The organism is Saccharothrix sp. CCNWYY140, from assembly GCF_037401995.1.
Lineage (GTDB): Bacteria > Actinomycetota > Actinomycetes > Mycobacteriales > Pseudonocardiaceae > Actinosynnema.
This window is the reverse complement of the sequence record NZ_JBBEGC010000026.1, coordinates 65175-79392: the sequence shown is the minus strand read 5'-3', so window position 1 is coordinate 79392 and position 14218 is coordinate 65175. Positions and strand designations below refer to the sequence as shown.

Here is a 14218-nt window from a genome sequence, read left to right as displayed (position 1 = left end):
CTCGTTCCTCGCAAAAACTTTCGGCTGCACCCGACCCAAAGTGTGGTAGCCCTTCGGGCAGGCCATACGGGGATGACGGAAGAAGCCCAAGTGGGAGGTCTGCTGCGCGAGCCCTTCGAAAAGCGCGCGCCCTGCGTCTCTGCCGTCCCGACATGCGCGACGACGTTCTGGGTATAGCGCTTCGGCCGCCCCACCGGAGTGGGGCGGCCGAGGGCTTGGTTCACATCAGTCGGTGCAGGAGACCGGGTCGTCGAAGTGGCCCGGGGTGGTGGGGTAGGCCTGGCCTGTGCCGTGGGCGTTGTTGTCCGACGGGTAGACCAAGGCCAGTTCGCGGAACGCCGACGTGCCCGGTGTGGTCGTGTCCGTGGCTGTTTGGCCGGCGCCGGTGCCCCAGGCCAGCTTCTGGAGGAAGGTCTCCATGCCGGGGCTGCGTTGGCGGATGTCGTTGTAGCCGCCGTACGCCGCGTTGCAGTGGGTGTAGAGGTTGTAGGCGCCCGCCCAGTCGATCAAACGGTCGCCGGGGTTGGGGCCGTTGCCGGCCACGTCGCCCTGCAACACGTCGCGGTCCCAGCCGCCGTAGAGCCAGTCGGTGCCCTGGTGGTGTTGGTTGTCGGCCTGGGTTGCCGGGTCGGCCGTGTCGTTGGTCTTGTTGGTCATCTCGAACCAGCTGCACGGGTCGACGAAACCGCTGCCCAGGGACTCGGGCCACGGACCCGTGGCGCAACCGCCGGGGTACGTGCCGCGCGGGTTGAAGTCGATCACGTCCGAGCCGATGGCGCCCGCCTGGGACGCGGCGGACGTGCCGCCGACGCCGCCGAAGACGTGGTCCACGTACCGGTCGTTGTCGCCTCGCGCGTCCGGGTTGAACGTGCCGTTGACCAGGCAGTCCGGGGTCGGCGCGGCCGGGTCGCAGCCCTTGCCGCCCCACAGGGCGTCGGCGCCGTCGCCGCCGAAGACCTGGTCGCCGCCGCTGTCGCCGTTGGCCAGGTCGTCGCCGAAGCCGGTGTGGATGTTGTCCGCGCCGTTGCCGCCCCGGATGCGGTCGTCGCCGCCTTCCGCGATGCCGTTGTGCGGCATGGCGGTCGACGTCGAGGCGCCGGTGAACTGGTCGCCGTCCACGTCGTGCAGCAGGTCGACGCGCCGGTCGTAGTCGCCCAGCCGGAAACCGGTGTAGGACTCCTGCGGCACCGAGTTCAACGACGTCGTGAAGCCGCGGGCGGCCACGTCGTCCGGGTTGAGCCGCTCGTTGACGACACCGCCGCGGTCGCCGAGCATGGCGTCCTCGCCGTCGTTGCCGAACATGGTGTCGTTGCCCAGCTCGCCGTACATGTCGTCGTCGCCGGCGGACCCGGTCATGGTGTCGTCGCCGTCCTGACCCCACATCCCGTCGTTGCCGTCGTCGCCGTACATGGTGTCGTTGCCGAAGGAGCCGACCGGCTCGCACGTGGCCTGCGCGGTGGTGCAGAACCGGGTGGACGGGCCGGGCAGGTCCGGGTCGTGCGTGCGGGACACGGTGGCGTTGTCCGGCACCAGGCCGGCCGCGTACCGCTGCGCGTAGACCTTCTCCTTCATCGACCCCGGCTGGCCCTCCAACGTCCGCACCAGCGAACCGTTGTCGCCCAGCTGGACGTCGTCGGCCCCGTTGCCCTCGAAGGCGTCGCCGCCGTCGCGGAACCCGGCCGCCGCGCTGCCGCCGATCATGTCGTCCTGACCGTGTGACGGGTCGGAGCCCTCCAGGCCGTCCGAAGGCGCACCGGGCCAGCCCGGGTCGGCCAGCGGCAGGACGGTGGTCTCCGAAGACGGCTCGCCCAGCCCGAGGTCGCCGCGCAGCACGTCCGCGCCGCCGTTGCCCTCCAGGTAGTCGGCCTGGCCGCCGCCGGAGAGGAAGTCCCCGCCGTCCTGGCCCCACAGCACGTCCACGCCCGACCCGCCGGACATCCGGTCGTCGCCGTACCGGTCGGCCGGGGGTGTCGGCGCGAGGTCGTACTTCACCACGACCCGACCGGTGATCGGGTTGCCGCCGGTGGTGGCCAGCCGCTGGGTCGCCCGGGTCGGGGTCTCGCCCGCGCCGGGCCGGTTGACCACGCCGTTGTCGCCGATGCCGATGTCGTCGCCGTTGCCGCCGAAGATCGCGTCGGCGGCGTCGGTCTGCCCCGAGGACCCGGTCAGCGGCGTGCTGCCGCCGCCCACGAGGTCGTCGTTGCCGTCGTTGCCCTCGATCCAGTCGACGCCCTGGTCGCCCTCGACGTAGTCGTCGGCCGCGTTGCCCTTCAGACGGTCGGGACCGCCCTGGCCGAGCAGCACGTCGGTGGCGTCGTCGCCCCACACCTCGTCCGCGCCGGACGAGTCGGCGTGCGGGGTCAGGCCCAGGTCCAGCAGCACGATCCCGCGCGGGGTCATGCCGCGTTCCTGCGTCAGCCGCGACGGCGGGCCGGTGCGCAGCAGCGAGCCGTTGTCGCCGATCGCCACGTCCTGGTTGTCGTCGCCGTGGACCTTGTCGCCGACGTCGGGCTGCCCGACGCCCGCGGCTTCCTCGGTGGACGAGCCGCCGACCAGGTCGTCCTGGCCCTCGTTGCCCGAGATCGTGTCCGGACCCGGACCGCCCTCGGCGTAGTCGTCGGCGCCGTCACCGGTGACGGCGTCCGCGCCGCCCTGGGCCAGCACGACGTCCTGCTCGCCGCCGCCGCTGATCACGTCGTCACCGGACGTGTCCGCGGTGGGGGAGTAGCCGAGGTCCAGCAGCGTGATCTTGTGCTGCTTGCCGAACCCACGGCCCTGGGCGATCGGGGATGCGTCACCCAAGGACAGCACCGCGTTGTCACCGGCGACCACGTCCGGACCGGAGTCGCCGAACAGCTTGTCCCCGGCGTCCGGCCTGCCCACCTGGTGACCGTCCACAGTGGACGCCACCTCGGCGGAGCCGCCGACCACCCGGTCCTCGCCGCTGTCGCCGTGCACGAGGTCGTCGGCGTTGTTGCCTTCGAGGTAGTCGTCGTTCGAGCCGCCGTGCACCTCGTCGTGCGCCAGACCGCCGAACGCCCGGTCGTCCTCGTTGCCGCCGAACACGAAGTCCGGACCACCGGCCGCCGCGTTCGCGCCGTCGAGGTCGAACGGTCCACCGGACGCCGCCGGGCCGTCGCCGTTGTCGCCGATCACCAGGTCGGTGCCGGAGTCGCCGTACAGGGTGTCGCCCTGGTCGGCCTCGCCGGCCTTGCGGGTGCCGCCGACCACGACGTCGGTGTCCGCGCCGCCGAACGCGGTGTCGGAGCCGTTGTTGCCCTCCACCACGTCGTCCTGCGTGCCGCCGTAGAGCGTGTCGTTGTCGTCGTTGCCGTAGACCTGGTCCTTGCCGGCGTCGCCGTACATCAGGTCCAGCCCGCCACCGCCGTACAACCTGTCGTCGTCGTTGCCGCCGCCGACCACGTCGTCGCCGAGCTGGCCGCACGCGAGGTCCGCGTTGGACCGCAGGTCGACGCTGTCCGCCGCGCCGCCGGCCGCGACCACCTCGACCCCGGTGCCACCGGTGATCAGGTCGCGCCCGTCCGCGCCGTCCAGCGGTTCGGCCGGAGGCTTGGACGCCGGGTCGCCGGACGGGGTGCACGCGTTGGCGTAGCGGTCGCCGTAGATCTCGGCACCGCCGTCGCCGCCGATGACGTGGTCGTTGCCGTACCCGCCGACCAGCAGCTTCGACGACGGGGCCACGCCCGCGGGCAGCGGCCGGTGGCCGACCGAGCGCAGCGGGCCGAAGTCGCCCGAGCCGGTCTCGCCGCCCACGTCGGACGGTTCCGCGACCACGTAGTCGTGGCCGGGACCGCCGAACACCTTGTCCTTGCCGAACCCACCGGTGAGCACGTCGTTGTTGCCGCCACCGCGGATGTCGTCGACCTGGTCGGGCTTGGAGCGCCCGGTGACCATGTCCACGCCCTGGCTGCCGTACACGGTGTCGTTGCCCGTGCCGGTGTCCACGGTATTGGTGGCGTCCACGACGGCGTCGCCGACCGTGGTCTTGTCCGGCCAGCCTGGCTCGTCCACCCCGGTCTGGTCGGCGGGGTCGCCGATGCGGAAGCTGGTGTAGATCGAGTCCGGACCGGAGCCGCCGGAGATCTTGTCGCTGCCGTGACCGCCGACGATCGTGTTCTGCTGGGCCACGTACTCGGCCTTGCCCGGGTTGGTCGCGGCCAGCGGGCTGTCGGAGCCGATGCCGATGGTGTCGTCACCGTCGCCGCCGTCGAGCGTGTTCGCGCCCAGGCCCGCCGCGATCCGGTCCTTGCCCGGACCACCGTTGACCGTGTCACCCGCGCCGCCGACGGTGATCGAGTCGTCACCCTCGCCGCCGTGGACGGTCGCGGTGCCCTTGCCGCCGAACGCGGTGTGCAGGTCGCCGGTGGTGATCTGGTCGTTGCCCGGACCGCCGTCGACCGTCGACGGGCCGATGCCGGTCTTGATCGAGTCGTCGCCCTTGCCGCCGGTCACCTCGACCGCCTTGTCGAACGGCTTGGCCTCGGCCGCCTTGTCCTCACCGGCTCCGCTCTTGTCGCCGTCGCCCTGGAAGACGAACACGCGCTTGCCGGTGTCGTTGGTGGCGTTCGCGTGGACCTTGGTCAGGTTCTTGTCCCGGTGCTCCTCGCGGAACCCGAGCGCGCTGACCGCGAAGCCCTCGAACCCGCCGTCCTTGTTCACCAGCTGGGTGACGGTCCACTTCTCCTCGTTGTCCCGCGCGGTCCACGCCGAGTCGCCGCGTGCGCCCGTGTGGGTGTCACCGACGTGCAGCACGAGCGTGGTGCCGTCGAGGTGCGCCAACGTCGGTGGTGGTGGCTCGCAGTTGGGTTTCACCGAGAAGTCCAGCAACGTGATGTCGGCCAGCGTGAAGTCGAACGACACGCTGAACGGCGAGAACCCGATCGTGATGTAGACCTTCAGGAACAGGCTGAGCCTGCCGTCCATGTTGAACAGGCACATCGGGTTGTTCAGCGCGACCTTCGAGAACTCGAAGAACCGGAACTTGCCGTCGTTGTTCGGGTCCGCCCAACTGAGGTTGATGGTCAGCGCCACGCCGCCCTTGATGCCCACCTCGATCAGCACGACGCTCACGGCCGCGCCCGCGGCCAGTTCACCGCGGAAGGTCACCACGGGCAGCGGCTTGCCGTCGTCGTCCGTGGTCTCCAGGTAGATGGAGTCGAGGATGTCGGCGACCTGCTTGTTCTCGATCGCCTTGCGCAGGCCGTAGGTGTCGAACCCGGCGCGGAACCGGGCCTCCACCGACGCGCTGCCGGAGATGCTGACCAGCACCGGCGGCGGCGCGTAGACCGGGCCGAAGGACTGGCTGTAGGAGAACGCCAGCCGCAGGGGGCCGGAGTCGAACTTGATCAGGTCCACGTCCTGGCCCATGAGCAGCCCGAACAGCTCGATCGGCTTCTCCAGGATCGGGAAGGTGAACCCGGCGGACTCGCCCTTGCCGTTCGCGCCGACCATGCCGCTGCCGCCGTTCGCCGCGTCGACGTCGGCGCGCAGGTCCGTGGGCTCGGGGCCGGACGGGTCGATCAGCCTCGCGGCGGTGTCCGGCGAGTTCTCCGTCTCCAGGGCCTCCTTGCCCAGGACGGTGAAGTCGCCGATGGTGATCCCGCCGCCCTGGTCGGTGATCTGGCCGACGAGTTGGAGGGTTTTCAGGATCTTGTCCACGAACTCCAGGTCGGGTCCGCCGGCTATGGTGCTGAACGCCTTGGCGATGGTGACCAGGTTGACGTCACCGCCGCCGACCGCGCGCGAGAGGTCCGACAGCACCGGGATCGGCGCGTAGAGCTGGTCCAGGATGGGCTGCACCGGCTTGGTGAACAGCGCCACCTTCTCCACGATCGGTTTGAGCACCGCGCCCAGGAACTTCCCGGCGTTGAGCGTCACGTCGTAGAAGGCGATCTCGGGGACGCCCTCGCCGGGTTTCTGGCCCAGGCTCCACTCCCACTTGAGGTGGAACCAGCCCGAGATGCCCGGCAGGGGACCGGCGGTGACGTCGAAGTCCCAGTCGATGCCCACCTTGGCGGCCAGCGACACGTCCGTCACCTGGGTCACGTCGGCCAGGTCGGCCAGCGCGATGCGGGCGTCGGTGTCGACGGTGCAGTTCTCGAAGCAGGCCGCCTGGCCCTTCTTGTGCAGGTCGACGTAGAACTTGCCGGAGAACAGGTCGGTCGCGCCGCCCTCGTGCTGGTCGAGCCCCACCTCCAGGAAGGCCAGTTGCGCCTTCATCTGGTCGGGTAGCTCGAAGCCGAGCTTGAGGCCCAGTTCCGGGCGGTCGATGTCCTGCGTGGCCACGAAGAAGCCGGTGCTCTTGTCCACGCCGACCTTCACGTGCAGCCGGTAGGACAGGCCCGCGGTGACGCCCTTGCGCTTGGCCGGGTCGGCGGCCTCGCGCAGCGACAGGCCCGGGATGCCCAGGTCCAGCGGGCGGTTCAGGCTCAGCTCGTCGGTGGCGCAGGTGTCGCTCGGGTCCACCTTGCCGTCGCACAGGTCGAAGGTGAGCGTGGCGCCGGTGATGTCCTGCAACGCCGCGGCGTCCGGGCAGTCCGACAGCTTCGGGTTGGTGGTCTCCGGCGGGTAAGCCGGGCCGTTGAGCGTCGGCGTCTTGTCCTCGTAGGCCACCGTCGTGCCGCTCAGGCCTTCCGCGACGACCTTCCAGTCGGCGCCGTCCTTGCGGATGATCTTGTAGCTGGTGGCGTAGGCGGACCCGGTCCAACCCAGGGTGTTGAAGTTCTCGTTGCCCAGGGTCTCGTTGCCGTCGAGCACCTCGACGTACGCCGGCGGCGCGTCCTTGCCCTGCGCCGAGGCCACGATCCCGTACTCGTACTTGGTCGTGCCCTTGGTGCCCTGCGCGGTTGCCGTCGGGTTGGTCGCGGGTTGCAGCGTGGCGTCACAGGTGAAGCCGACCGTGACCGCGCTGCCCACGGCGGGCTTGAGGTGGTTGTTGACCCAGTCGGCCAGCTCGCCGGTGTTGTTCACCCGCCCGCCGCCGGGCATCTGGGCCATCGCCTGCTGGATCTTGGTGCGCAGCTGGCCGAACTCGTCCGCGCCCTGCTGGAGGTCGTCGCCGACCAGCGGCAGCTTGCCGTCGAACGCGGCCGTGCGCAGCGCCCGTTCGATCATCGCCAGGTACTTCTCGATGCCGTCGCCGAACTGCGAGAAGTCCAGCAGGGCGTCGAGGATCTTCTGGCCGATGTCGGTGGGCATCTCGAACCGCTTGACCCCGCCGGGCAGGTCGGGGCTGAACGAGAACGCCTCGCCGAGGTTGTCGACCTGCCGGGGCAGCCGGACGATGAACGAGTCGCCCGGTCCGGCCAGCTTGGTCCAGTTCTGGTTGTCGGAGCTGACGAACACCGGCATGACCGCGCACAGCGCGAGGTCCGTGTCCGCCTCCGGGTCACCGGGGCAGGTCACCGGCTGGTTGTCGCCGTTGAGGCTCAGGGACACGTTCTTGACGAAGTCGGCCAGCGGGACCGGTGCCGTGCCGCCGGGGCCGTAGCCCAGGTGCGCGTTGTAGTGCGCGTTCACCACGGCCTGCTCCGACCCGCCGGGGTTGCCCAGCGCGATCGACAACGGGCCGATGGAGGACCTGACCGACCCGGTGATCCCGCCGTGCGCGGTCAGGTCGACGGTGGAGGTCGGGAGCACTTTCAGCTCGGTGGCGTCGTCCGGCGTGCCGTCCTTGTCCAGCGGCAGCACGAACCCGACCTTGGTGGACCCGCTCAACGTCAGGTTCGCCACGGCCGAGCCTTCGGCGGAGACCAGCGACCGGCCCGTGCCCTTCTCGTCGGTGAAGGAGAACCGCACCGGCTGGGCGGTGGCGACGTTCCGCTTCACGTCCACGTTCAGCACGATGGACGGCTTGGAGTCGACCTCCTGGTAGGCGAAGGACACCCCGCTGCCGTCCGGCAGCGCGTCGTTGAGCACCGCCACCATGTCCTGGAGGTAGTCCGGCGGGGCGGCGGTGAGCTTGTCGACCGCGTCCTCCAGCGGGCTGCGGAAGGTGTAGGCGGTGCCCTTGGCGGGCAGGGTGGCCCAGGGCTCGCTCAGCAGCACCCGGTTCTGGTCCGCGTCCACGACGACACCCACCTGGGTGCCGACCAGCACGGCCCGCTTCTCGTGGTCGTCGCCGAACGTGCGGCCGGTGTCCTCGATGTAGCCGACATCCTTGCCGCCGAACGTGGTGTTGCCGTAGGAGACCTTCGGCCCGGAGCCCGAGTCGGCGCTGCCGAGCAGGTCGCTCAGCGACTTGCCGACCACGGGCAGCGGGGTGGTCAGCGCGGTCTTGACCGAGCCGTCGCCGTCCACCTTCTGCAACGAGCCGTTGAGCACCTGCAACGCCTTGAGGATCTGGCCGAACATGGCGCGCGGGTTGTCCGGGTCGAAGTCGAACGCCTTGGCCTTGTCCAGCTTGTCCAGGCCGGTGAAGTCCACGGCGGACGGGTTGGTGATGTCCGGCATCGAGACGCCGACCTCGACCGGGCCGCCGAAGAAGTCGGTGATGCCCGGGACGTCGAGCTTCACGGTGGTGTTGGCCTTGGCGCCGACCGTGACGTTCAGCAGGTTCTCCGGCTCCTTGGCCGGGGTGGTCAGGTCGTCCACCAGCTTGGGGAACACCTGGGCCAGCGGCAGGTCGCCGTCCGCGTCGCCGACCTTCTTCAGGCCGACGGTCAGCATGTTCGCCGAACCGTCCTTCTTGGACATCGACAGGTCGCCGGACAGGTGCACCTTCAGGTAGCCGACGCTGCCGTTGACGTCGACCTTGGTGTCCACCGGTGCGTCGGCCTTGATCAGGTCGCCGCCGGTGCGCAGCAGGAACCGGTCCGGCGTGCGGGGCAGGCTGGTGACCAGGGTCGTGGTGCCGTCGGGGTTCTTGTCCGCGAACGGGCAGCCGGTGGCGGCGGCGTCCGGGTCCAGCGGCTTGCAGGCGTCGCCGGTGATCGGGTCGCGCAGGTCCAGCACCAGGGTGGCGGTGGCGACGAAACCCGGCTTGACGGTCGCGGTGGCGGTGAGGCCGTTGGCGTCGCGCAGGCCCTTGGCGGCGAACGTGTCGCCGAAGGTGACCTGGCCGGTCATCGGGTCCGGCGAGTTGACCTTGTACGGGGCCTCGGCCTTCGGCGTGCCGGCGCTCCACGGCTCTTCCAGCTCGATCACGTCACCGGAGTTGTTCTTCACCACGCCCTGCGAGGTGCCGGCGGAAACGATGCGGCCCTTGAACCCGTCGGTGGGCCACGGCTCGCTCTTGCCGGTGTGGATCAGCTTGGTGGGCTCGTAGCTCACGCCCAAGCCCTGCCCTGAGGTCAGCTCGGCGACCACGTCGAGCTTCGTGCCGTCGTTGGGCGCGGTGCGGGTCATGGTGAGGGTGAACGCGAGCTTCTTGGTGGTGTCGTTGAAGTCGACGCCGGAGACGGCGATCGGGCCGGTGTTCAGCTTGGAGAACATCTCCTGGATGGAGCTGAACTTCGGCAGCCCGGCCTTGGCGGGGTCGTCGCCCTTGGCCGGGTTGAAGACGTTGGCGTCCACGAACTCCTTGAGCACCGAGCCCGCGGCCACGGCGTCGGCGAGCGTGCCGCGCATGAACGGCAGGTTCACGTTGCCGATCGGCTTGGCCTGGTCGCCCCACTGGGCGCGCTGGATCGCCTCGATCGAGTTGACCAGGTGGCTCAGGCCCTCCAGCAGGTCGCGCGGGCTCAGCGTGGTGAACCGGGTGAGCTGGGCCAGGTCCGAGGCGCCCACGGTCACGGTGGGGGAGCCGGTCGCGATGTCGGGCCACTTCACCTCGACCTTGCCGGTGATGCCGCCGACCGACGTGCCGGCCAGGGACTGCGCGGTGAACTGGAGCGCGGCGTCCACCTTGCCCGCGGGCGCGGCCAGTCCGATGTGGAACAGGCCCGCCGCCGCGCCGGAGGCGGCCAGTTCGGCGGTGCCGGTGCCCGAACCCGGCGGGTCGGTGGCGAGCTTGCCGTCACCGTCGGGGTCGTCGGCGGTCGCGGTGATGTTCGCTTCCACGGTGACGTGCGAGTTCGCCTTGTCCAGGTCCACGCCGAGGATGCCGAAACCGGCGGTCGGGCTCGCGCTGGGGTCCAGCTCGCCCTTCACCCCGACGCTGAGCTTGGGGGAGGCGTCGTCCTTGACCACGTAGAACCAGTTCTTCGCGCTGTCGTAGGCGAAGTGGAGCGTGGCGTCGAGGGTGAAGGTGACGTCGACCGCGCCGGAGGTGGTGAAGGTCAGCGGTGGCGAGGAACTGGCCACGCCGACCGGCTGCTGGTCGGCGACCTTGGTGACGTGCAGGGTCACGTCGACACGTTGGACGGAGCCGTTCTGGCTGGTGGCGACGGTGAGTGTGCCGGGGCGGTCGCCGCCCAGCGGGTAGCTGCCGGCCAGGTCGCCGAAGTGTTCTTTGTCCTTCAGCGGCTCGTGGACGGTCTTGGCGAGCAGGTCCTGGAAGCCCAGCGCGCCGCCGGGGCTGACCCCGAGCAGCGGCACGGCCTTGCCCAGTTCGCCCACCGAGCCCAGCGCGCGGCTGAAGTCCGCGAACTTCTGGAGGCCGGCGGCGATGGCCGCGACGTCCGCGTCCTGGGCACGGGCCGGTGGGGTGGTCACCACCAGCCCGAGCAGGGCGAGCGCGAAGCTGGTGAGGGTGGCGGTGATCCGCCGGGACGTGCGCGCGAAACGGCGCCGAGCAGGGTGCGACCGCATGGCCAGACCGCCTTTCGACGGCGGATGGCCCCCGATGCCATGCGCCGGAACGGGTGTGGTGCCTCGGGTGTGTCGAGGCGCGACCCCGCGCAGGGCGGTCGCGCCACAACGGGAGTCGACCGGACTGTGACCTGCGTTACGTCCCGGTGACGTCACTCACCGCTTTCACCCGATAGGGCTAACACTCTCCGGCGGTCGGGGCACACGTGGCCGGCGAGGCGGCGGACGGGGCTGTGACCTGCGCCGATGCCGCCTCCGCGGGCGTGTGCTCAGACCCGCGGCTGGGCGTCGACGGTCGTCCAGGTCGGGTGCTTCGCGGTCACGGTGTCGCCGGACGAGCGGCGGCGCAGACGGCGGTGCAGCCACGGCAGGACGTGCTGGCGGTAGTAGCGGGCCTCGGTGAGCAGGCGGCGCACCTCGGGCTCGTGGTCCAGGGGCTCCGAGGGAGTGGTGTGGCCGAGCGCGGTCAGGACGTGGGCCGCGACCCGGTGGTGCCCGGCCGCGTTGAGGTGCAGCCGGTCGGGGGACCAGTAGGCGGCCTTGCGGATCTCGGCGTCGTTGAACATGTCGACCATCGTCAGCCCGTGCCGCGCGGCCATCGCCTTCACCGCCGCCGTCAACTCCAACCCGCGCTGGTGGAAGGTGCGCCCGAACGGCAACCGCTGCGACGGGTCCGCGCCACTGAGCAACACGATCCGCACCCCGGCCTCCTGGCACCGGCGCACCGCGAGTTCGGTCAACTCGGCCAACCGCCGCCCGTCCATCCCGGGCCGCATCATGTCGTTGCCGCCACCGTTGAGCGTGATCACGGTAGGCGCCGGCGTGAGCGCCAACGCCGCCTCGAGTTGCTCGGTGACGATCGGCTCCAACAACCGCCCGCGCACAGCGAAGTTCGCATACGACACCGGCTCGCCCAACGCCCCGGCAAGCCCTTCGGCCACCAGATCGGCCCACCCGCGCGGCGACCCATCCGCCCGCTCGTCACCGAGCCCCTCGGTGAAACTGTCCCCGATCGCCGCGTACCGCACACACCCTCCCGCTGTCTGCCGAAGCCGCCAGCATAGGAGTTGGAGTCGGCCGGGCCGATGGCGGGAGCAGCGACTAAGAATGCAAACAATTGCCGATGCACCTATAAGTCCGGTCGGGCGCGAGTCGAGCACAACTCGCCCTATGCGCAACACCTTTCGCCGTCAACCACGCCCTTACCAGCGTAAACCGCCGTTCGGGTGACGGATCGGCCACGCTCCGAAACGTTACGCAGTACGGTGGCTCACCAAATCAGCCTCCAATTGCCTGCCGGCCCGACCCGGCAGGTGTGATACTGGGCGGCACCCGGGCCGGGGAGACGCCGATGAAACCGGACATGAGCTCGCGAGCGGCACTCAGCGCCCTGTCCGCGCGCACCGAGCGGTCCGCGCAGCTCGCCCGCAACGAGGTCTCCGCCCCGGTGCTCAGCGCGGTGGTCCAGGCCAATGTCATCGACGAGGTCACCGTGATCAGCCCGGCGGCGCCCGCCCGGATGAAGCGACCCCGCCAACTGCCGCCCGCGCCGCACGGGTTCGTCAACCGGCAGCGCGAGATCGAGCGCATCGAACTCGCCACCACCGGCGGCGGGCGTGGCGCGGCGATCGTCGTGCTCAGCGGCATGGCCGGTGTCGGCAAGACCGCGTGCGCGTTGCAGTGGGCGCACCGGCACGCCGACCGGTTCGACGGCGGCCACCTGTTCGCCGACCTCGACGCCTACCGGCACCACGGCGGCATCGCCGTCACCGACGTGGCCGGCGCGTTCCTTCGCGCGCTCGGCGTGCCGTGGGACTACATCCCGCCCGACCTGCCCGAGCGGGTCGCCCTGTTCCGCAGCCTGACCGCCCGCTCCCGCGTGCTCGTGGTGCTCGACGGGGCCGACCACGCCGCCCAGGTCCGGTCGCTGGTGCCGACCTCGCCGGGCAGCGTCGTGGTGGCCACCAGTCGGCGGCGGCTCAGCGGCCTGGCCATCGACGGCGCGCACGCCGTGGAGTTGCGCCCGTTGGACGAAGAGCACGGCGCGTCGCTGGTGGCGCACATGGTCCCCGGCGACCGGGTCCGCAGCGAACCGTCCGCGACGCGTCGCCTGGTCGACCTGTGCGCGGGTCTGCCCATCGCGTTGAAGGTGGTCGGCGCCGAACTGGGCCGGCTGGAGCGCTGGACCGTGGCTCGCTACGCCCAGCACCTGTCCGACGACCGCAAGCGCCTCAGCCGGCTCTCGGTGGAGGGGGATCACCTCGTGGAACACATCTTCGACGCGGTTTACGACGACCTGTCCGCCGGGGCACGGCGGATGTACCGGGTGCTGGGCCTACATCCTGGCGGCGACTTCGACGCGGGCGCGGCTGCCGCGATGGCCGGCACGACCCCCGCCGAGGCGGAGGAGCAGTTGGCCGCGCTGCGCGGGGTGAACCTGGTCGAGGAGCACACCGCCGACCGCTACCGCTTCCACGGCCTGGTCCGCCTGCACGCCCTGCACCGCGCCGAGCAGGACGCGGTGGACGAGCGTGCGGCGGTGGAGCGGCGGGCCGTCGACTGGTACCTGCTCGGGGCGGCGGCGGCCGACCACTCGGTCCTCGGCCCGGCGCGGTGGCGGCTGGCCCGGCACGACCTGCGGCCGTGGCCGCACCCGTTCGACGCCGGGTCGGGCATGGAGTGGTTCGAGACCGAGCGCACCAACCTGTTGGCGGCCGTCCGGTTGGCCGCGCGCATCGGCCACCACGACGCCGCGTGGCAGCTGTGCGAGGCGCTGTGGGCCTTCTACCACAGCAGGAAGCACTACTCGGACTGGATCGAGGCCCACCGCATCGGCGTCGACTCCGCCGCCGAGATCGGGGCACGCGCCGCCGAGTGCCGGTTGCGCAACCAGTTGGCGCGGGCGCACATCGAGCTGCGCGACTTCGAGTCGGCCCGGGTGGAACTGTCCCGCGCCGAACGCGTGATCGCCGACAACGGCCTGGGGCGCGCGATGGTCCACGAGTCCTACGGACTGCTGCTGCGCGAACAGGAACGCTACGACGACGCGGCCCGCGAGTTCGAGTCCGCGCTGGTGATCAGCAGGCGACTGGGCGACCCGCGGGCGATCGGGGTGCAGGCCTACCAGTTCGGCGACGCCCTGGTCCGCGCCGGCCGGGCCGCCTCCGCCCTGCCCGTGCTGGAGGAGGCGCGGCGCCTGCTGGAACGCCTGCGCGACGAGATGTCCACCGCCCGCGTGCACATCGCCTTGGGCCGGGCGTACGAGGCGCTGCGCCGGGTCTCCGACGCCCGCCGCGTCCTGACGTCCGCCATCGCCACGACCCGGTCGCGCCGCCAGCCGGTGAAGGAGGCACAGGCCTTGGAGGTCATGGTCGTCATCGCCCGGGAGCAGCACGACGACGACCTGTTCCGGGACTCGGCCGAGCGCCTGTTCGAGCTGTACCGGGACGCGGGCAACCCGCGCAGCGCCGAAGTGCTGCGCTGGTTCGAGCCACGCCGCTAGGGCGCG

3 protein-coding genes are annotated in these 14218 nt (G+C 71.0%); 1 reads left to right on the top strand and 2 read right to left on the bottom strand.

Annotated elements, in window-relative coordinates; translation table 11 throughout:
* Positions 1–225: 225 nt before the first annotated feature.
* Together WBN91_RS15315 and WBN91_RS15310 are read right to left on the bottom strand one after the other, a co-directional pair.
* Positions 226–10710, bottom strand: coding sequence for a calcium-binding protein (locus WBN91_RS15315; RefSeq protein ID WP_337724409.1), 10485 nt, complete (start codon positions 10708–10710; stop codon positions 226–228).
* A gap of 269 nt (positions 10711–10979) precedes the next feature.
* The gene (locus tag WBN91_RS15310; RefSeq protein WP_337724408.1) at positions 10980–11738 is read right to left on the bottom strand and encodes an SGNH/GDSL hydrolase family protein; all 759 of its coding nucleotides are present in this window, start codon (positions 11736–11738) and stop codon (positions 10980–10982) included.
* 335 nt (positions 11739–12073) lie between these two features.
* Here WBN91_RS15310 and WBN91_RS15305 point away from each other — a divergent pair, with 335 nt between their 5' ends.
* A complete protein-coding gene (locus WBN91_RS15305) occupies positions 12074–14212 on the top strand; it encodes an NB-ARC domain-containing protein (protein ID WP_337724407.1) in 2139 nt (712 codons plus the stop codon).
* The last annotated feature ends 6 nt before the right edge of the window (positions 14213–14218 follow it).

Excerpts from the sequence above, each read along its gene's own strand:
- WBN91_RS15305 (WP_337724407.1), top strand. The coding sequence starts at position 12,074 with ATGAGCTCGCGAGCGGCACTCAGCGCCCTGTCCGCGCGCACCGAGCGG.
- WBN91_RS15315 (WP_337724409.1), bottom strand. The coding sequence starts at position 10,710 with ATGCGGTCGCACCCTGCTCGGCGCCGTTTCGCGCGCACGTCCCGGCGG.